Source organism: Actinomadura formosensis, assembly GCF_050948385.1.
Lineage (GTDB): Bacteria > Actinomycetota > Actinomycetes > Streptosporangiales > Streptosporangiaceae > Spirillospora > Spirillospora formosensis.
Genome location: NZ_CP192011.1, coordinates 1,048,652 through 1,067,914, shown reverse-complemented (window position 1 = coordinate 1,067,914; position 19,263 = coordinate 1,048,652). Strand labels below are relative to the sequence as shown.

General features: G+C 69.4%; 23 protein-coding genes. 10 read left to right on the top strand and 13 right to left on the bottom strand.

The window, feature by feature from the left end; all coding sequences use genetic code 11:
• Positions 1–29 precede the first annotated feature (29 nt).
• Positions 30–1,457: a DUF1266 domain-containing protein gene (locus ACQP1N_RS05005; RefSeq protein WP_433229376.1), complete on the top strand. Its 1,428-nt coding sequence runs from the start codon at positions 30–32 to the stop codon at positions 1,455–1,457.
• A gap of 7 nt (positions 1,458–1,464) precedes the next feature.
• Here the strand turns inward: ACQP1N_RS05005 and ACQP1N_RS05000 are convergent, their stop codons facing one another.
• Complete coding sequence (locus ACQP1N_RS05000; protein WP_174548810.1) at positions 1,465–1,941, bottom strand: hypothetical protein; 477 nt, start codon at positions 1,939–1,941, stop codon at positions 1,465–1,467.
• A gap of 394 nt (positions 1,942–2,335) precedes the next feature.
• On the opposite strand from ACQP1N_RS05000, the gene ACQP1N_RS04995 reads away from it, so the two are divergent.
• Positions 2,336–2,977, top strand: coding sequence for a hypothetical protein (locus ACQP1N_RS04995; RefSeq protein WP_131732351.1), 642 nt, complete (start codon positions 2,336–2,338; stop codon positions 2,975–2,977).
• Between the two features lie 38 nt (positions 2,978–3,015).
• On the opposite strand, the gene ACQP1N_RS04990 is transcribed toward ACQP1N_RS04995, so the two are convergent.
• The 9 genes from ACQP1N_RS04990 to eccD form a co-directional block, all read right to left on the bottom strand.
• Positions 3,016–4,143: a MinD/ParA family ATP-binding protein gene (locus ACQP1N_RS04990; RefSeq protein ID WP_433229374.1), complete on the bottom strand. Its 1,128-nt coding sequence runs from the start codon at positions 4,141–4,143 to the stop codon at positions 3,016–3,018.
• Between the two features lie 675 nt (positions 4,144–4,818).
• Positions 4,819–5,181, bottom strand: a complete 363-nt coding sequence (locus ACQP1N_RS04985) for a hypothetical protein (RefSeq protein ID WP_433229373.1) — start codon at positions 5,179–5,181, stop codon at positions 4,819–4,821.
• A 754-nt stretch (positions 5,182–5,935) separates the two neighbouring features.
• Entirely contained in the window at positions 5,936–7,087 is a 1,152-nt protein-coding gene (locus ACQP1N_RS04980) for a S8 family serine peptidase (protein ID WP_433229372.1), read from the bottom strand.
• A gap of 284 nt (positions 7,088–7,371) precedes the next feature.
• A complete protein-coding gene (locus ACQP1N_RS04975) occupies positions 7,372–8,613 on the bottom strand; it encodes a WXG100 family type VII secretion target (protein ID WP_433229370.1) in 1,242 nt (413 codons plus the stop codon).
• A gap of 31 nt (positions 8,614–8,644) precedes the next feature.
• Positions 8,645–9,007: a hypothetical protein gene (locus ACQP1N_RS04970; RefSeq protein WP_067793347.1), complete on the bottom strand. Its 363-nt coding sequence runs from the start codon at positions 9,005–9,007 to the stop codon at positions 8,645–8,647.
• A 165-nt stretch (positions 9,008–9,172) separates the two neighbouring features.
• On the bottom strand, positions 9,173–9,460 hold the full coding sequence (locus ACQP1N_RS04965; RefSeq protein WP_067793350.1) for a WXG100 family type VII secretion target: 288 nt from the start codon (positions 9,458–9,460) through the stop codon (positions 9,173–9,175).
• 40 nt (positions 9,461–9,500) lie between these two features.
• Positions 9,501–9,821: a WXG100 family type VII secretion target gene (locus ACQP1N_RS04960; RefSeq protein ID WP_084262378.1), complete on the bottom strand. Its 321-nt coding sequence runs from the start codon at positions 9,819–9,821 to the stop codon at positions 9,501–9,503.
• A gap of 246 nt (positions 9,822–10,067) precedes the next feature.
• Entirely contained in the window at positions 10,068–11,474 is a 1,407-nt protein-coding gene (eccB, locus tag ACQP1N_RS04955) for a type VII secretion protein EccB (protein ID WP_433229368.1), read from the bottom strand.
• Positions 11,475–11,483: 9 nt separating this feature from the next.
• Positions 11,484–12,881: a type VII secretion integral membrane protein EccD gene (gene eccD / locus ACQP1N_RS04950; protein ID WP_067793356.1), complete on the bottom strand. Its 1,398-nt coding sequence runs from the start codon at positions 12,879–12,881 to the stop codon at positions 11,484–11,486.
• 181 nt (positions 12,882–13,062) lie between these two features.
• Here eccD and ACQP1N_RS04945 point away from each other — a divergent pair, with 181 nt between their 5' ends.
• The 8 genes from ACQP1N_RS04945 (at position 13,063) to ACQP1N_RS04910 (ending at position 17,845) form a co-directional block, all read left to right on the top strand.
• Positions 13,063–13,893, top strand: a complete 831-nt coding sequence (locus ACQP1N_RS04945) for a YbaB/EbfC family nucleoid-associated protein (RefSeq protein WP_067793358.1) — start codon at positions 13,063–13,065, stop codon at positions 13,891–13,893.
• A gap of 14 nt (positions 13,894–13,907) precedes the next feature.
• Positions 13,908–14,237, top strand: coding sequence for a hypothetical protein (locus tag ACQP1N_RS04940; protein ID WP_067793360.1), 330 nt, complete (start codon positions 13,908–13,910; stop codon positions 14,235–14,237).
• 3 nt (positions 14,238–14,240) lie between these two features.
• Positions 14,241–14,735 (top strand): hypothetical protein, encoded by a 495-nt coding sequence (locus ACQP1N_RS04935; RefSeq protein ID WP_067793362.1) that lies wholly within the window; start codon positions 14,241–14,243, stop codon positions 14,733–14,735.
• Complete coding sequence (locus ACQP1N_RS04930) at positions 14,728–15,291, top strand: hypothetical protein (protein WP_433229365.1); 564 nt, start codon at positions 14,728–14,730, stop codon at positions 15,289–15,291. The genes ACQP1N_RS04935 and ACQP1N_RS04930 overlap by 8 nt, the downstream gene beginning before the upstream one ends.
• Positions 15,288–15,794, top strand: a complete 507-nt coding sequence (locus ACQP1N_RS04925; protein WP_433229363.1) for a hypothetical protein — start codon at positions 15,288–15,290, stop codon at positions 15,792–15,794. The genes ACQP1N_RS04930 and ACQP1N_RS04925 overlap by 4 nt, the downstream gene beginning before the upstream one ends.
• Positions 15,794–16,318, top strand: coding sequence for an SUKH-4 family immunity protein (locus tag ACQP1N_RS04920; RefSeq protein ID WP_433229361.1), 525 nt, complete (start codon positions 15,794–15,796; stop codon positions 16,316–16,318). Before ACQP1N_RS04925 ends, ACQP1N_RS04920 begins: the two co-directional genes overlap by 1 nt.
• Before the next feature lie 142 nt (positions 16,319–16,460).
• A complete protein-coding gene (locus ACQP1N_RS04915) occupies positions 16,461–16,910 on the top strand; it encodes a hypothetical protein (protein ID WP_433229360.1) in 450 nt (149 codons plus the stop codon).
• Positions 16,910–17,845, top strand: coding sequence for a hypothetical protein (locus tag ACQP1N_RS04910; RefSeq protein ID WP_433229358.1), 936 nt, complete (start codon positions 16,910–16,912; stop codon positions 17,843–17,845). Before ACQP1N_RS04915 ends, ACQP1N_RS04910 begins: the two co-directional genes overlap by 1 nt.
• A 3-nt stretch (positions 17,846–17,848) precedes the next feature.
• Here ACQP1N_RS04910 and ACQP1N_RS04905 read toward each other — a convergent pair whose 3' ends face one another.
• From ACQP1N_RS04905 to ACQP1N_RS04895, 3 genes are read right to left on the bottom strand one after another with little or no spacing between them, the layout of a single operon-like run.
• On the bottom strand, positions 17,849–18,340 hold the full coding sequence (locus tag ACQP1N_RS04905) for a hypothetical protein (RefSeq protein WP_433229357.1): 492 nt from the start codon (positions 18,338–18,340) through the stop codon (positions 17,849–17,851).
• Positions 18,340–18,771, bottom strand: coding sequence for a hypothetical protein (locus tag ACQP1N_RS04900; RefSeq protein ID WP_067792929.1), 432 nt, complete (start codon positions 18,769–18,771; stop codon positions 18,340–18,342). Before ACQP1N_RS04900 ends, ACQP1N_RS04905 begins: the two co-directional genes overlap by 1 nt.
• On the bottom strand, positions 18,768–19,220 hold the full coding sequence (locus ACQP1N_RS04895; RefSeq protein ID WP_067792926.1) for a YbaB/EbfC family nucleoid-associated protein: 453 nt from the start codon (positions 19,218–19,220) through the stop codon (positions 18,768–18,770). The genes ACQP1N_RS04900 and ACQP1N_RS04895 overlap by 4 nt, the downstream gene beginning before the upstream one ends.
• Between the last annotated feature and the right edge of the window lie 43 nt (positions 19,221–19,263).

The window sequence follows — 19,263 nt, the reverse complement described above, 5'->3', positions numbered from 1 at the left end:
CCCGTAAGGGATGCTGTACGGTCCTGCCCATGGGGAAGGCCGGTCAGCTCGACGCGCTTGAGCGGGCCGTCGAGGGGACGCTCGCGGAGGGGGCGTTCGAGTTCGACGGCGACGAGGCGGTCCTTCGCATCGAGGGGTCCCTCATCCTCACCACCGGCTGGTTCGTCGGGCTCGGCATCGGCGGCGTGGCACTGCTGCTCGCCGGCGCCGTCCTGTCCCTGGCGGGGCTCCAGGACGAGGCGCGCTGGGCGCTCGCACCGGGCGCGGCGCTGCTCGGCGCCGTGGCCTGCTTCCTGCTGCTGTGGCGTTTCACTCCCCTCGCGAGGCTGTGGTCGGATGTGGAGCTGCGGTTCGACGAGCAGGCCATCGTCCACCGGCGGACCCGGATACCGTTCGGCGACCTGCGTCCCGAGCATCTCGTGTGGAAGACGGGACCGTTCTTCCGGCGCCTCTACGTCCGGCATCCGTCCCTGCGCAAGCAGCTCGCCGGGTTCTTCGACGGTGAGGAACGGCAGGCCGAGGAGTTCCAGCGGCGGCTCTGGGAGCTGATCTCCGCGCCCGACCTGCCCCGCGTCCTCACCCACGGCAACGACCTCACCCCCGTGCAGCGCTGGATCATCGGGGCGGGCGCCCCCTACGGCGCCGTCAACGGGTTCCAGGTGGACCGGCTCGGCACCGCGCCCGGCGAGTCCACCGCGTCCGCCGACCGCCGCACCGCCCACGAGCTGCTGCAGGACCCGTGGGGCGCCTACGACCTCGAACAGCTCCTCGCCGCCGTCAACTGGCTCGTCCAGGACGGGCACCGCGCCGACTTCGCCCAGGACGCCCACCTCGCCGCCCGGCCCCCGGCCGCGCGGGAGGAGTACGGGACGCTGCTGCGCGAGGTCGACGGCCTCATCGCCCACGACCGGCTCGAACCGCCGTTCGTGGAACGGCTCATCGAACTGGTCCGCATCCGGTACGGGGACGAGGGCGGCGCATACGCCCGGCTCGTCCCGGCCCTGCTGCGCGACGAACCGGGCGCGGACGCGAGCGAGCAGGGCGCCGAGCTGGCCCAGTTCCTCCACCGGCTGTTCAACGACCGCGACCACGCGTCCGAGGAACTGCACCGGCTGGAGGTCCTCGCCGACCCGGCGCTGCGCGCCAACGCGGGACGCTTCCTCATCTGGGACTACGGGCGGGCCCTCATGCTCTACCGCTGGGGCCACATGGTGGGGTGGCTGACAGAGGAGTACTGCTGGGAGCGGATGCTTCCGCTGGCGCTCGACATCCAGCGGCGGTACTCGTCCTGGCGGGACATGGCCACCTGCTACCTGCAGGGGCGGCTGCTCTGGTCGGGCGGCGGCGGGGCCGCGCACGCCGAGTACGAACGGCTCATCGAGGAGCTCGCCACCGAGCCGCGCAGCCCGTGGAACCTCGTCCCCTGGGATCTGGACCTGACCCGCGACTGGCCCTGAGCCCGGCTCAGCCGATCACGCCGCCCTGGTAGGCGGCGCCGCCCACGTCCCCGGACAGGCCGCGGGACGCCGTGGCACCGGGGTCGTCGCCCTGGTCGGACGCCCGCCAGCTGCGGGGCGGGGCATCGCTCGCGCCGTCCGGGTAGACGGTCCCGCCGAGCCAGCGGACGAGCGAGTCGGCGAACGTGCGCGCGACCCGCATCGCCTCCGGCACATCGGCGACCGCCCGGACGTCCACCCACCACACCGGCACGCCGACCCGGTCGGCGAACTCGGCACCGAGCAGCCGCCGGATCTCGCTCTGCGCGGAGACCCGCACCGCGTCCTCGATGGAGACGAGCAGCCGCCCCTCGGCGTCGTACAGCAGCGTCGGCTCCGGCTCCCCGCCGCGCAGCTCCAGCGGCTCCCCCATGGCGATCATGCCGTCGGCCACGGCGTGCACATCCGGGCTGCGGCGCACCAGCGCCACCAGGTCACTGCTCATCGGCCACCCCAGCGTCGGACGGAACGGGAGCCGACCACCGCACCCGCGGCCGGTCGCCGGCTTGAGTCGGACACCTGCCTCCCCTCTCCTCAGCAACTTTATGAGAGATCCGCACCCGCTGCCCACGGGACCTCTATCCCGTGAGACACCTATCCATCACCGTGATATCGCCGGGTTCCTCCCGATACGCTGTTCCGATCATTGGACGCCACCCCGCACGACCATCGGCACGGAGTCGATCATGCAGCCCCCTCACCTGCCGGGCCCACCCCCCGGCGGCCCGGGATACCCACCACCGCCGCCGGGTTCGCCGCCGCCCTTCGGCGGCCCCGGCTTCCCACCACCGCCACGCGGCGGCGGTAGCCCACTCGTCCCACTACTGATCTTCGGCGTGGTGGCGGTCATCGCCGTTGTCGGAGTCGGCGCGTTCCTCGTCCTGGGCGGCGGCAACGACAGGACCACAACGTTTCCCACGTACACGCCCTACACGCCACCGACGCTGACTCCCTACTCCTCTGAGCCGACCCCAACCCCCACCAGCGGGGGGACGCCGGGCGACCCTTCCGGAGTCCTGTCCGCGACCATCCGGACCGCGAAGGGCAACACGTTCACCCGCGCGGGCACCCGCACCCAGTCGTGCACGAGCCGCGCCAACGCGCGGCTGCGCACGGCACTGCAGACGTACCCGTGCATAGGGCCGATGCACTCCGCCGTGTACGCCAACCCGTCCAAGCAGATCATCACGTCGGTGTCGATCTTGACGCTCTCCAGCCCGTCGGCGGCGAGCAGCGTCAGCCAGACCACCAACGACAAGGGCTGGCCGCTGCTGCTCACCCCGTCCGACGCGAGCGGCCTCCCGCAGCCCCGTCCCGACCCCGCCTACTGGACGCGCTCCTGGTCGCAGGGCTCACGCGTCATCTACGCCCAGTCCTACTGGTCGTCCGGCGGCGCCACCGGCGACCGCACCGGCGCCGTCTTCGCCACCGCCGGCGAACTCGGCGTAGAGGTCACCAACACCCTCATCTGGACGAACTGACCACCACCGGCGGCGCGGCCCGCGCGGGCCGCGCCGCCTCAGCGGGTCGGGGCGGTGAGCGCCCGCGCGAACACCTCGTGCACGATCCGGGTCACCGACGACCGGGCGGCGGCGGAAACCTTGGACATGTCCACCGAACTGCCGGTGGCGAGGTGCCGGTCGTAAGGCACGAACACCACGGGCAGACCCCACGCGGTGAGCATCTGATGCGCCCGGTGCAGATCGGCACCCACCTGGGGGGCATGCGAAACCATCGCTATCACCGTCCGCCGCAGAAGGTCCCCTTGCTCATTGGCCGCGTACCATTCGAGCGCCCCGCGCGCGCTCAGGGCACCGTCCACCGTGCCCGGCGTCACCAGGACGAGGCCGTGCGACGCGGCGACGACACCCCGGTTCAGTTCGGTGAGGATGCCGGCGCCGCAGTCGATGACCGTGGCGCCGACGTACCGGGCCACGACGTTGAGCGCGCTCTGGAACGTCTCCAGCGTGAACTCACCCGCGATGCGCCCGCCGCGCGTCGACGACAGCACGAACAGGCCCTCGGGGGTGCGTGACAGGAACCGCGCCGCCTCCTCGAAGGAGCGCGGGTTCTGTCCCGCCAGGTCGAACAGCGACAGCTGCGAGCGAACGCCGAGCCGGAGCGGCAGCGAGCCCAGCTCGGCGTCGGCATCGGCGGCCAGCACCCGATCCTGGCGATGCCGGGCCAGTTCGGTCGCCACCAGCGCGGCCATCGTCGTCTTGCCCGCGCCGCCGCGCACACTGGCAATCGCGATCTGCCGGGTGCTGGGCACTGACCGCTGCATCAGCTCGACGAACGCGGCCATCTCCCGGGCCTCCCGGGAACCGCCGCCGACGGCCCGGCGGACGTTGCGCCCCATGCGCCGCGCCAGCGGGTCGCCGTGCTGGTTCTTGCGGACCAGTTCCTCGGCCGGAACCGGCGCCGCCGCCCCCACCGCCGGCGGCTGCTGCTCCGCGGTCGCCGGCGCGGCCGGACTTGCGGCGGACTGCTCGGCCGCGGACTGCTCCGGGACGTCCGCGGTGTCGACCCCGATGAGCGGGTTCACGGCCGCCGACCAGTCGAAGTCGAAGTGCGTCGGCTGCGCGACGGGCTGCGGCTGCTCGGGCGGCGCGTCTGTCGACGGCTGCGGGACGGGTTCAGGCGTCAACGACGGCGGGGGCGGCGGAGGCGGCGGAGGCGGCGGATCGGCCTCCTCGTGCGGCGGCGGCAACGGGGGCTGCAGCGGAGGCGGCGGAGGCGGAGCTTCCGCGACATCCTGGGATGGCTCGACCTGCGAAGGAACCGGCGGCGGAGGAGGCGGAGGCTCGACGGCCGGAGGCGGAGGCGGCGGAGGCGGAGGCGGAGCTTCCGCGACATCCTGGGATGGCTCGACCTGCGAAGGAACCGGCGGCGGAGGAGGCGGAGGCTCGACGGCCGGAGGCGGAGGCGGCGGAGGCGGAGGCGGAGCTTCCGCGACATCCTGGGATGGCTCGACCTGCGAAGGAACCGGCGGCGGAGGAGGCGGAGGCTCGACGGCCGGAGGCGGAGGCGGCGGAGGCGGCTGAGGGGCCGCCTGAACCGGTTCCGGCATCACCACGGGGGCCACGGCGGGTTCGGGCTCGGGCACCGGCCGAGGCGGGGCCTCGGCGCCCCAGACGGGCTGTACCGCCACGGACGACGCCGCCTCAAGCACCTGCAATCCCCGCTGCGCAACCCCGAGATCGCGCAAGACGGCCTGCTGCCAACTCGAGTCCGGCACCCGACCTCCTTTCGTTGCAGGGACAGCCTACGAGGCCTCGCCCGCCGCCGCGGCCCTCCGTCCATCAGAGAACGCGCATCACCCTCACGACGGCTGCGACTGCGCCGCGCACTCCGCGGCGTCCTTGTTGACCTGCGCGTCACTCTTGCCATTGCCGTTCTTCGGCGCCATGACGGGGTTGTTCGGGTCCACCTCGGGCATGTCGTAGCCCTTCTTGATCATGCACTCCCTGGTCTTCGTCAGTGCCTCACGCTGTGCCGGGGTAATTTTCCCGCCGCCGCCGTTCGTGGTCTGACCGCCATTGCCGGTGATGGTGCCACCGCCCGGCTGCGTCGCCGAAGCGGTCGCCCCGGACGCCGAACCGCCGTCCTTGGAGTCTGAACCGCAGGCGCTGAGGCTCAGCGCCAGCGCGGCAGCCGTGACCGGGATGAGCAGGAGCTTCTTCATGATCACTCTTTCTGTCGTCGTGCTTGCAAAACTGGGAGAACGGCCGTCCGCACACAGCGGGAAGGTGACCGCGAACAGAGAAAGACCTAGTACTGAGGTGGGAACCGCCGCGACCCCGCGGAGGCTCATACGGCCGACCATCCTGCGGACCTCCTTGCCCACCCGGCGACGGCACCGGACGAGCGCCCTTCTTGCCGTGCTTGAGGAGGACGAAGAACACGGCTCCGCCGATCACCACGACCGCACCAACGGTGATCAGCACGACCAGCAGATTGCGATCCGCCTGATCAGCACCCTTGGTGGCGTTGGGCTTGGGCACCCTGGTGGCGGACGGCTTCATCCTCGGCACGTCCTTCAACCAGCGGTCGTACGCGGCGAAGACGGGATTCGGCACACTCTTCGGCACCCTAGCCGCCAACGCCGGGGCCGGAATTACGACTCCGTAACCGACCAGCCGTTCCTTTCCAGGAGAACTGGCATCCTTGGTCGTGTTGATGAACCGAGGTCACCATTCATCCGACCGTGATCGGGGCGACCACAGCCGGACCAGGCCAGGCGACCGACCCAAGATGAAAACGGCAAAGGTCGAACCGGCCCTTGCCGAACCCGTCGCAGCAGCACTCCTCGCCTACGGAATCAGTTCACAAAATATCGGCAGACCAGGCGACGCCTGGCCTGCCGATGTCATCACGTTCGTCACCTGATGTCTCGACGTCAGCCGATCACCAGCGGTGCAGTGCCGTCCCCTGCGTCGTTACTGGGGTGGCTGAGCGGGAGGACCACCCTCCGGCGGTCGCTGACCGGGCGGCATGGGCGGATGCGGCTGGTACTGTGGCTGCCCCCCAGGGGGATACGGACCTCCCGGCGGCGGCCCCGGCTGCTGTCCGAATCCTGGCGGCGCACCATAGCCAGGACCAGGCCCTATCAGGGGCGGAGTTGCGGACCGCTTTCGCCGGGAGATGAAGAACCCGAAGATGCAGGCCGCCAAACCCACGGCGGCGATAGCCCCGTAGCCGACAATGGTGCCCGTGGAGACGGAGTCGCCCTTTTTCTTCCCGGCGGGCGCAGGCGTTACCCCGGCAGCCTCGGGATGGTCCTTCTTCCACCGATCGAACTCTTCGAACACAGGATTCGCAGTCCCCTTCGGCGCCTTCCCTGCCAGCGGCCGATAGGGACGAATCATCCCGTACCCCGTCCGGTCGTCCTTCCCCTTCTCGTAGACGTCCGCCGCAGAAGCGATGAGCTGCCGCACCACCTCACGGTTCTTCATATCCGGATGCTTGGCCCGAATGATGGCAATGGCACCCGACACCAGCGCCGTGGCGTCGCTCGTACCGCTTCCGGGATAGAGCTTCCCGTCCTTAAGGACCGTGACCGTGTGGACGCCCGCGCTCGCCACCGTCACATAAGGCTGACGCTGCGTCTTCTCCCATGGGCGGCCCTTCAAATCGACAGCACCCACCGCTACAACACCCTTGCAGTTGGCAGGCGAGTTACTGGCATTCCCAGCGTTACCGTCATTGCCCGCACCGGCAATGACGACCGCGTCCTTACCCAACGCGTAGGCGATCGACTCCTGCAGATCCCCGGGACAGTGACCGGGAACCGCCTGAGAAAGGTTGATCACTTGTGCCCCATGATCCACCGCAAAACGGATCCCTTTTGCATAAGCGGACGTACTCTGCGCCACCACTGGAAGAATCTTGACATCAGGGGCGATACCCACCATCCCGGTGCCTCGTCCCTGCCCAGCGATGAGCGCTGCCATTCCCGTGCCATGGCCTGGTGGATCGTCAACGCTATCGAGGTCTTCCCTGCCATCTCCACCGCCGTCCTCGGCGTTCATGCCAGGCAGGACCACGCCCTGCAACTCAGGCAGGTCCGCCTCAACACCGGTATCGATCACTGCGACCGTGACACCTTTGCCCGTGGACAAGGGCCAGAGATGACTCTGAACACCCCAACTCTGGAACCACCATTCCTGAGGCAGAGGTCCGGGTGCCGCCGCAACTGAACCGGGCCAGGCAACCGCCCCGAAAATGAGCATGGCCAACGTCGAACTGGCCACTCTGCGAGCCCGTTGCAGCATCAGCACTCCTCGTCTACGGGAATCAGTTCACAAAAGTATCGGCAGACCAGGCGGCGCCTGGTCTGCCGATGCCGTCACGTTCACCACACGACGTCTCTACGTCAGCCGATCACTGGCGGTGCAGTGTCATCGTTGCCGCCCCAGACGTCCTCGTCCTCGGTCAGCCACGTGCTGCGCTCGTGCTCGTCGCCGTCACCGCCGCCTCCGCGGGCACCGGCGCCCATCGGCATTCCCATACCGTTCATCCCGCCCTTGCCACCTAGGCCACCGAAGGCACCGGGGCCGGCCCCCATGCCCGCGCCCATGCCTCCTGGACCGGCGCCAAGGCCGCCGCCGAGCGCACCAGGGCCGCCGCCCACGCCGCCGGCGCCGAGCCCAGCGCCTCCGCCGCCGAGGCCGGGGCCGCCGCCGGGTCCCCCAGGCGGCATACTGGCCAAGTCCGTGCCGGGGCCACCAGGGCCACCGCCGAGGCCGCCGGGACCACCGGGGAGATCCGGCCCACCTGGGCCGCCCGGAACCCCGGGCCCATGCGGTCCACCGGGCATGTTCGGACCGCCGGGGCCACCGGGGAGGTCACCAGGACCGCCGGGACCACCGCCAGGACCGCCGCCGGGGAGGTCACCAGGACCGCCCGGCATACCGCCTGGGCCTCCACCGGGGCCTCCGCCCGGGCCTCCCCCTGGCATCTTGGGGGAAGTCGGACCACCGCCCGGCCCTGGGCCCTCGGGGAAGTCCGTGTCGCGAATGTTGACGTTCGCCAGGTCCTGGCGGATGGAGGGCGGGAAGTTGTTGTTGGACTCCACCGTGCCGTCGTTGATGTTGTTCATCACGCTGCTGGCACCGGCGTTGTTGCCGATCAGACCGCCGATGGCGGTCGGGGCCGTGGCAGGGTTGATCGCGAGAATACGGTGACCCCAGGTGACCACGTCCTTGACCCAGCTGTCCATACGGCTGCCACTGCCATACGCATTCTTCCAGGAATGCTGCGTTTTGGCGTGTGCCGACATCGCCTTGCTGGTCTGGTCCGAGACCCGCTCGATCTCCTGTACCTGGCGATAGGTCTTGTTCATGTTCTCCATGGCCTTCTTGGCGTCTTCACCGCCCCACGCCTCGGCCATGCGCGTCGCCTGGTTGTAGATCAGGTTGGCGGAGCTGGTCATCCTCTTCGAGAGGGCGCCGTACTCCTTCGCACCGGACTCCAGCTGGCCCGGCTGCATACTGTCGACAATCTCGCGAACCTTGTCGAAGTTGTCGTGCCAGACCTCGAGGGCGTTGTACCAATGGCCAACGCCCTCGGCGTCCTTCGTGATCGTGTCATTCCTGATCTTCTGTTCTTGACCCACTGCCGCTCACCCCAATCCGCTCGTGTACCTATCAGACGTAGTTATGCGGGGAACCAGCGGCCTCCACGCCACGCTTGGAGGCATCGTCGGCCTTGCGATGGGTCTTGTCCGAGTTCCGAATGGCTTCGATCACTTTTTTGTACGACTCGATGAACTGGTCGTACGTACCACCGATGGAGTCACGTGCCATCCGGACGGTGGTGTGCAGACCGCGACCGGCCTGGTAGTTGCCCATTGCGCCCTCGGAAGGCGTGGCGTCCTGGATTCGCTCGCTGTAACGCATCTTCTCCAGGTCGTGGAGATCCTTTTCGAGCTTTTTCACGATGTCCTTGAGGGCATCGTGATCGATCTTGATCTCTTTGCCTCCGGCGGTGGGCAGGTGCGGGTGTCCCATGTGCGCTTACCTCCTGATCAGCCCTCTTGCTCTTCGACTGGCCGGGACACAGAACGGCACATGCTCCCCCGTTGGACCCGGTGCGGCGAAGTCGGCCCTGGCCGCGTGAACGGCCAGGGCCATCTCACCCCGGAAGCCCGGGATGAGCCATCGTCGGCCGTCCGATCAACCCCAGATGCCGGAGTTGCTCCGCTCGGCCTGCTGGTAGTTGTCGTGCGCGTCGCGGATGGCGAGGCCCAGCTGCGCCACCACGTTCTGCATGTCCTTGGCGGCGCCGTCCCACTGCTTCTGGAAGACCCAGTACGCCTCCTGCGCGGAGCCCTCCCACTGGTTGAGCTTCGTCCGGAGCTTGCCCTCCAGGTCGTTCAGCTCGTCCATCAGGGCGCGGGCGGCCTGGCTGAACTGTGCCTCGCCCTCGCTGAGGCCACCGAAATTGGCTCTCGTGTAGCTCATGATTCCCCTTCTCCAGCTCTCGTCACCTAATGCGAATCGGTCAGGTCGTGCCGTTGAGCAGGGCCTGAACCTTGTTCACGGCCTGCTCGGACATCTCTTCCTTCGACTCGTAGGTGATCTTCGTCTGGACCAGGCTCTGGTGCATGCCCTCAAGTGCGCGAAGGACCTTGCCGAAGTCCTCGTTGAACCGGTTGAAGACCGACTCGAAGGCCATGGAGGCGTTGCCCTCCCAGGCCGAGCGGACCTGCTGCTTGTGTCCTTCGAGCTGCGTCTGCAGCCCCTTGATGATGTTCGCGGATGCGTCGATGTCGTCCGCGGCCTGCTTCATTGCCGCTCTGTCGACGGCAGACTGCTGCCCCATCAGTCACCTCCAGTGACTCGTATCCTCGTGACCCGCGAGGGTGGTCCAGAACAGAGGCGCCGGGCCAACACCAACTGCCCCCGTATCGGCAGCGCAATGAACCCTGTGGCCTTGAAAGGCGGGGGGTCGCACCGCAGAGTGCCTCCCACCATAGGATCTTCCTCGCCGGGTGTCCATCCGTTCATCCACAGTCATGGACGCAATAGCGCCCATTGCGGTTTCACCGAATCCGGAATCGGCCGATGATCAGTTCCCTGCCTGGGCATTCGTGGTCTGGGTGGATACCGCGGCCGGATCGAGGACCGGGCCCTGCACGATCAGGTCCAGAACTCCCGCCGGCACCTTCGAGGCATCGCCGGGCAGCGAGTAGCCGAGCTTCTCGGCCGTCTCCTTGTCCTTGATCGGGAATCGTTTTCCTTCGGCGACCAGGTAATAGGTGTTGACCTGGTCGGCCTGCCCCGGACTCGGGACCCGGCCGGCGAGGGCCGCGCTGCCGGGCGGGAAGACCAGCTGGTCGGCGCCGCTCGGCTTGGGTGCGTCCGGTGGAGCCGGAAGCGAACCGTTGAGGGTCAGGACGGCGTCCTTGTTGCCGCTCGGGTCGCTGTAGAGCGCGCACAGCGGGCTCGTCCCGTTGAAGGGGACGAGGGCGGGCGCTTTGCCTTCGAGTTTCTGGTCCCGTATCGGCTGCGAGGACCGTCCGACGGCGTTGACCTGTGCCGCGTCGATGTCGATCGCCCGGACGGCTCCGTTGCCGTAGGCCTTGCGGGTCTGCGGGTCGGCGACCAGCAGGTCCCGCTGGATCGGGGTGATCGGCGCGAGGCCGTCCGCGAGGAGGACGAACGAGGACCCGGCGCCCGACGCGGTGTTCAGGCTGAAGATCTGCCCGACCCGCGCATTGCCTCCCGGGCCGTTCACCGGCTGCCCGAGCCCCTGGATCTGCGGCGCGGCGAAGTCCGGCCCCTGGGTGACGGAGTTCAACCACTTTCCGGCGATCGGGGCGGGTGTCGCGCCGAGCGTGGTCAGCGCGTACGGCGGCATCCGCATCCGGGAATTGCGCCACAGCAGCCAGTTCTGGCCGTCGGCCTGCACGGCCAACGCCTGGCCGTCCTGCAGCGGGGTGCCGCCGACCTTGCGTCCGGCGGTGAGTGTGACCAGCGACCGGCGGCCCAGCGAGGTGCCCTCGACCGTGCGCACGCAGACCGCCCATGGGGCCTTGGTCAGCTCGTCGGGCTCGGGAAGGGTGTTCGGCGCGCCCGGAATGCCGATCACGGGGCCGCGCTGGAATTCCTTGAGCGACGTGCGGGAGACCGTCCGGCGGCTCTTGGGGTCGGTTCCGGCGACCAGCCGCGCGGACACGTAGTTGCTGACCGGGCAGAGCTTGCCGTTCTCGCACCACACGTAGCGGGCGCCGGTCTCCTTCTCCACGATCAGCATCCCGGCTTTCTCCAGGCCGGTGGCGCCGCCCGGCCGGATGATGCCGTAGATGCCGAACGCCGCCATGCACAGGATGCCGATCATGACGCCGCTGAATGCGGCAATGTTCATCCGCCGCATCGGCAGTTCGGGGTTGTCCGGCTCACCGGAAATGAGCGCCAGCGACGCGCGCTGGTTCATCAGGCGGTGAGCCTGCAGCAGGTCCTTACGAGTCTGCACGCGGCGCTCCTAACCGGCGAGCCCGCGCATGTACGCGAACAGTCCGCATTCTCCGAGTGCCAGCGGGATGAGCGCGATCAGCAGGATCATCTCCAGGATGTCCCCGGCGCGGCCCCAGAACGGGGACGGCCGGTTACCGGGCAGCCAGAGTCCGACACCGACCACGGTCGCCGCCACCACGACGAGCGGGACGAGCGCACCCGCGACCAGTGCCACCGGCGAGGCGTCCCACGCCTGCGCGGTCACCAGCGCGCCGACGCCGAGCATGCCGGGCACCATCAGGTTCAGCCGCTGCGCCCGGCCGCGGAACAGCCGCGACCGCAGCATCAGCAGCGCCGAGATGACCGCCGCGGTGACCGGGCCGAGCCAGCCGTCGTCGAACGCGGACGGGACGAGCCCGATGAACGCCACGACGCCGAGCCCGGCGGTGAAGCCGGTGATGAACCGGTTGGCGCGGCCGGTGCGGGTCAGCACCTGCTGCCCGTCCACCATGATCGTGTCGCGCCGCAGGTCGTCCGCGCTCTGCGGCACCGGTGGAAGCGTCACCTTGGAGAAACGGAACGCCAGCGTCGGGGTGAGCGGGGTGAGCATCATCGCCACCACCACCGTGACCGCCGCGATCCCGGCCGCGGACAGGTCCTCGAACAGCAGCGCGACGATGGAGCCGAGTGCGCCGAGGAGCCCGCCGACGACCATCCCCCAGAAGACCGACGCGCCGCCGGTGACGCCGACGAGCAGGATCACCGCGGCCAGCACCAGGGTGCCGAACCCGGCCAGCGCGTTCAGTGCGTCCAGGCCGGAGAACGCGGTGTCGCGCGCCGGGGCGAGCAGGCCGGCGAGGAACGCGTGCGGCAGCGCGGCGAAACCGAGCACCGTGCCCGCCCGCTCATCGCCCGCGGCCCGCGAGACCGACACCGCCGCGGCGATGTACAGCAGGCAGATCACGCCCGCCGCGGCGGCGGGGACGATCCAGGACGGACCGGCGAGCAGCACCACGAGCGCCGCGACCGCCGAGGCGCCGCCGCCGACGGACAGCGAGAACTGCCGCGTCCACTCCGGCCGCCAGCGGTCCCGCCGGTCCTTGATGGCGGTCGCCACCACGTCCGGGACGTCGTCGAACGCCAGCTCGGGAAGCTGGGACCTGCCCGGCCGCAGGTAGAGGATCTCACCGTCGCGGAGTCCGGCCTGCGCCGGCGTCATGCCGCCGTCGAACGGCGCCTCGTCCAGTCGTTGCAGCACCCATCCGCCGTGCGCGAGACCGGCATCGGCCATCTGGGCGCCGGAATAGTGCAGGATCGCCGGGAAGAACTGGGCGAACGGCACATGAGCGGGGAGCGAGATATCGATGCGGCGCTTCGGGGCCACCACTGTGACCCTGCACAGCTCCGCCCCGGTGACTGAAGCCACTGTTCTTCCTCACCTGTAAGCATGGTCCCTGGGGAGCGTCCGGATACCGGCGAAACCGTAACAGGATAAATTGTGACGGCGCGCGCCAATGGCCGCTCCACCGTCGCGGACGGTATCAGCATCACCGGGAACCGTCCCGTTTCAGCGCCCCTGCCCGCCCGGCAGGCGAGGGAGAGGACCCATGACGTCGGACATCACAGGGCCCGGAGTTCCCTTCGAACGGCGGCTCCGGGAAGAGCGGGAGCGTCTGCGGGCGTCTTCCTCCGCCGATTCCTCCGCCGAGGTGCGGGTCCGCGGTGAAGGCGAGTCAGGCGAAGGCCGCGTGCGGGCCGTCGCGGTGACGGGCGGCCGTATCGAGACGCTGGACATCGACCCTCGCGTCCTGCGCCTGGAACCGGAGGAACTCGCCGCCCACGTGGGCGACGCGCTCAATTTCGCACTGGACGACGTGCGCGCCCGGGCCGGCGCCGAGCAGGCGGACCTCGTCCCCGACCTCGCCGTCCTCGCCGGGGAACTGCAGCGCGTGCAGAACGAGGGGCTGCGCCGGCTGAGCGTGATGACACAGGGCATCAACGAAGCGCTCGCCGGGATCCGCGATCGGGCGTACGTCAGCGGGGAGGCCGCGTTCCCGGGGCTGGAGCACCTCCTGGACCAGGCGGGCGAGGTCGCGCGTTCCGCCCTTCCCGGCGACCAAAAGGAACGGTCCACCGCGGAGGCCGCCGACGACGATGAACTCGTCCGGGTGGTGGCGGACGGCGCCGGGCGGGTCGAGGCGGTCCATCTCAACGCCCGGTCGCTGCGCATGGCGTCTCACGCCCTCGCCGCCACGATCGTCACGACCGCGAACGAGGCGCTCGACTCCGCCCGCGCGGACGCGGCCCAACGATCGAAGGCCGCAGCCGACCCGGATCTCCAGGAGCGCGTGCGCGCCGTGCAAGATCAGAGCATCGAACAGCTTCGCTCGCTCATGGGGTCGCTCACGGCTCTCATGAGCAGCATCCAGAAACGCTGACCGAGGGAAAGCGCATGGGCGAGAACCACCTGGACGTAGAACCCAGGACCATCAAGCGTGCGGGCGCCGGGATCAACTCGTCCGCCCAGCATCTGCAAACCGAATGGGAGCAGTTCCAAGCCAAGCTGCAGGGCCACGGCGAACCCTGGGGCCAGGACATGCTCGGCATGCTGATCGGCGGCTGCTACATGGCCGTCTACGAACTCGCCGCCGAGTGCATCCAGGAGAACATCGCCGGGTTGAAGGGGCACGCGGAGGGCGCGACCGTGATGGCGGCGAACTACTTCCAGGCGGAGGACGCCAGCACCGTCGAGGTCAACCGCGTCCGCGACATTCTCGGCTGAGCCATGGGACTGCAACTCCCCGGAGATCTGATCTCCCTGCTCGGCATGCTCGGTTACGACTGGCCCGAGGCCGACGAAGAGAAGCTCTTCAAAATGGGCGGAGACTGGATCGGCTTCGCCGGCAAGCTGGGGCAGCCGGTCGGCGAGGCCAACGCCCACGCCGCCGCGATCTGGGCGGGCAACCAGGGCGAGGGCATCGACGCCTTCCGCAAGGCGTGGTCGCACGAGGACGCCCCCGGCCCCGCCCTCGGCGACGCCGGCACCGCGTCCACCATCATCGGCGCCGCCCTCATGGTCTGCGGCGTCATCGTCCTCGCCCTCAAGATCCACGTGATCATCCAGCTCATCATGCTGGCCATTCAGATCGCCCAGGCCATCGCGACCGCCGCGGTCACCTTCGGCGCCTCGCTCGCCGAGATCCCGATCTTCAAGATGATCGCGAGCCTCATCATCGACCAGCTCCTCAACATGGCCATCGAAGCGATCCTCAATGGGTAGGCCGAGCCTCGCGGTCCTGGTCCTCGTCCTGCTGCTGAGGGTCAGGTACCACGCACCGCGTGCGGCCGGGCAGAACAACGCGCGCGGCGTCTTCAAGGCCGCCGCGAGCTTCATCCGGTGGGCCGAAAGGCACGGTCCCCGCCGCCCCGTCACCATCACGCTCCGCCACGAACCGGGAATGCCGAAGGCCCAGTTCCGCCGCAAGGCCAGGGCCCTGCAGCGGCTGGGCGACGAAGGCAAGCTGTTCAAGGCCGTCAACCCGGTGCGCAGGCGCGACCGCCAGCGTTCGATCGACCATCGCAGGGACCTGGTGGACCGGATCCACCGGCAATACGGCCAGCGCAACCCCCAGCTCTCCAGGCGCATGATCCGCCGCCTGTTCGACCAGAGCATGCAGCTGGACCATGTGAACGAGTTGCAGACCGCGGGGGCCGATCTCCGGAATAACCTGCGCTATCTCGACAGCTTCACCAACTGGCGAATCGGCGGGCAGATCCGGCAGCAGATTCACAACCTGCCGGACGGGACTCCCCTGCGTATTAGGATCATCGAATGAACGACCGGCTTCGCCAGAAGATCGATTCCGTCCGGCAGAGCCTGGAATCGGGACCCGATTCCTATATGTTCGCCGAGTTCAATCCCGGCGCGTCCGGCTCCGCGGACGTCCTCACCGGCCTTCCGCCGGAGCTGCGGGATCTGCTGCTGGTGACCGACGGCCTGTACGCCGGCGTCATCACCGTCCACTCCACCCGCACCATCGGCGCCAACCAGTTCTACTGCGACGACCTCGACGGCGGCCGTGACGCCTGGGTGTGCTTCGGGGGGAACATGGACTTCCCCTTCATGGTCGAGCGCGCCACCGGGGCGGTGTGGTGGTTCCCCGAGATGGACGCCGAGTACGCCTTCGACTCCCGCTTCGAGCGGCTGACCGGGGGTATCGACGACTTCATCGACCGGTACGTCCTCGGCCCGGGCTACGCCGAGCAGATCCCCGCTCCGCCCGAGGACCGCTGGTACGACTTCCTCGTCGCCCAGGGACTCATCACTGAGGGAGCCTAATGCTCGAATATCAGGACATGGTGCGCCTGTGGGGGGAGGACGGGCTCCTCTACCTGCCCCCGGACCGCGTCGAGCGGATGACGTTCGACCTGAGCGCCCTGCCGCCCGAGGCCGCCATACCGGCCCAGGTGCCGCTGCTGTTCACCGCATACGTCGAGGGCGACTTCGAGCTCTTCAACGTCCTCGAAATACAGGTCGGCGAGAACGAAGCACTCGGTCTCCTCGTCCTCGGCGCCGTCCCGGACGAGAAGATGTACTACTGCCTGGACGGTGACAGCGGCGCGGTCATGCTCCTCGACCTCGGCGACACCACCGGGCTGGAGGTCGTCAACTCCACGCTCGGCGCCTTCGTCGAGTTCCTCTACCATCTCGAACGCCTCATCCGCGCCGACCAGGGAAAGGCCACCCGCGCCCTGCCCGCCGCACGGCTCCGGGAGGAGCTGAGCGCCCTCGACCCGGCCGCCTTCACCGACACCGAGTCCTGGTGGAACGTCGCCTTCGCCCAACTGGAGGGCCGCACCTGACGGAGCGGCCTCGCGTCGCACGAAGTTCTGTGCCGCGAGGCCGCCCTGTGGATGCCTGCCATGATGGGGGCTATCCGACCGTCGGTCGATGCCCCGTTGTCTCTTCAGGTTCGCTCACCGCTCACAGAACGGAGGCCTTCGCATGGGTGAGAACAGAGTCGCCGACCTCCTGAACGGCCCGAGCCCCGCCCCTGCCCCGGCCGCCGGCCACCCCGCCACGCCGCCGGGAGGCGCAACACCGACCCCGTCTCCCTCCCCGCAGGCGCCCCCGGCGCCGCCCGGCAAGACGAGCGGGGAGGTGCGGTTCTCACCGGACGAACTGAAGAAGCTCGGCACCGCGGTGGAGAAGGAGCTCATGGAGCTGTTCAAGCAGGCGCGCTACAAGCTCGACGCCGAACCCCGCGACGCCCAGCCCGACGCGTACACCATGTTCGCCATCTCGGCCGCCCTGACGTACACGCAGATGATCGAGTTCGCCGACCAGGACCTCATCGACAAGAGCAAGCACGCGATGGACATCAACGACAGGCTCATCAAGACGGCCGGCATCCAGGACGAGGCCGAGCGCCAGTCGACGCTTGAGGGGATCTGATGGCGGCCGAGGCACTGGACGCCGCGGAGGGCCTGGCGAAGGCGGCGTTCTTCGAGTCGCTGTGGGTGTCGGTGGTCATTCCGGCCGCGATCCCGATCGTGCCGATCGTCTACCAGGCGCAGGGGAACCCCGGCAAGCTGTGGCGGGCGGCCGACGGCTGGAAGGACATGGTCGACCAGCTGGAGAAGGCGCAGCAGAAGATCGAGGAGCTGACGCGGCGCGTCTCCACGAGCGCCTGGGAGGGTGACGACCGCACCGCCTTCGACGGCAAGATGGACGACTACTCCGACCAGCTCGACTTCTCCATCGTCATGGCGTGGTCGGTGATCGTCGCGCTGTACATCCTCGCCGTCCTGATCGGCGTCTTCATCTACCTGATGTTCATCATCATGACGCTGCTGGCGATCTTCGCAACGGCGATCTGCATCGCGGCCGGGACCATCGTCGGCGCGCCCGCCGCGCTGGAGCTGGAGGCCCAGGCGAACCAGTTCGCGTCCATGGCCTACAAGGTCCTCAACGTCAGCTCGACGATCATCGAGAAGATCTCGGTGGGCGCGGCCGCGGTCTGGGGCGTCTTCCTCGGCACGAACATGGTCGGCCAGCTGTTCAACGGCAACTCCGAGGTCTTCGCGACCTTCGGGAAGGCGACGATGAACGGCGCCGACGACATGCTCAAGGGCGCTCTCGCCTACCTGCTGACCAAGCGGACGTCGGAGGTCTTCGGCGCGAACCCGGCGACCGGGCTGGGCGTTCCGCTCACCTCCCGGGTGGCGCCGCTGACGGTCCCCGAGAAGCTCGCCGCCACGCTCGGGACGGCGGACACACTCAACGGAGGCAACATCCTCGCCACCCCGTGGGCGAACTGGGGCGACTCCTACGGCTCGGAGGACGACGCGGGCAAGAAGTACGTCGACAAGACCCAGCCCCACCGCTGACGCTCAGGAGGACAGGCCCTGCCCGGGATCCGTCCCCGCGGGCCGCGCACCCGGGGCGTCCGCCCGCGTGTTCCCTCCCGCGTTCTTTCGCGCGACGGCTCGCTGCCGGTAGGAGACGTAGCCGAAGAACGCGGCCACGAGCAGCACGAGGACGGGACCGTACACGAGCCGCAGGGAGAACGTCGCGGCATGGGACGCGGAGGCGCGTACGGGGACGGTCTTCCCCTCGTCGCCCTCTCCCGCCCCGGCGATCCGGCCGTGGTGCTCGGTGCCGTCCGGCAGGGTCCACGTCCCGCCGCAGACCAGCGGCCTCCGGCCGGGATCGTCGCAGCGCTCCACCGCCGCCTTCGTCGGCGTGCCGGTCGCGTACCACCACAGCGGCCGCGCGAGGACCACCAGGCCCACCAGCGCGGCGGCTCCCAGGACGGCGATGTTGAGCCACGCGCGGGAGCCCGCGCCGGCGGGGGGAGAACCGCTCCGGGCCGGCCGCCTCATCAACGGCCGCCCGCCGGTCCGGACGGCGAGCCGTCCCCTTCCAGATGCCTGATCCAGCGGGGGAGCATGCGCCGCGGGGGATGGATCGCGTAGACACCGGCGACGAGCAGGCAGGCGATCGCCAGCGCGACACCGAGCAGCGCCAGGCCGGCCGGGATCGGGTCCAGCAGGAAGTCCAGCCCCACCAGGCCGGCCATCAGCAGGGCGGCGGCCGCGAACCACGGCGCCGCCAGCGGCATGAAGGTCACCCGGAACCGGCCCGGGTACCACGACCGCCAGCGCCCGGTGTAGGCCAGCACCCCGGCCACCACGGCACCGGCCAGGAAGACCAGCAGGGCGGCGACGATCAGGGCCCGCGTCCCGGAGTCGTCGGACACGCGCCGCCGCAACGGCTCCGCGGCGAGCACCGCCTCACCCCACCGGGCCGTCATTTGCCGGTGTCCCGGAGGCCGAGCTTTCGGTGCAGCTCGTCCATCATCTGCTGGGACTGGCGCCCGGCCTGCTCGAAGACGCCCTGCATGTCGGTGAGGGACTTCTTCAGCGCGTCCTGGTCCTTGAGCACGTCCATCGGGTTCTCGGTGCCGCCGAACTGGTCGGCGGTGATCTTCTGCACCTGCGCGTCGAGGTCCTGGCGGGCGCGCCGGGCCGTCTCCTGGAGCGTGGCCGCCAGCTCCTCCGACCCCATCCGCATCGCCCTGGGGTCGATCTTGATCTCGGCGAGCGGGTCCTCGGCCGTGCTCGTCACGCTGATGCGGCCGTCCTGCGACTCCGCGCGGCCCTGAAGCCCCGCCATCTGCTCCCGCACCGCGGCGAGTTTGGCCATCCGCTCCTGCGACTGGCGCAGCAGGTCGCCGAGGTCGAGGCCGTCCGGTCCGAACATCGTGGTCTCCGAGTTCTGTAGGTTCTCCGCCGCCTGGCGACGA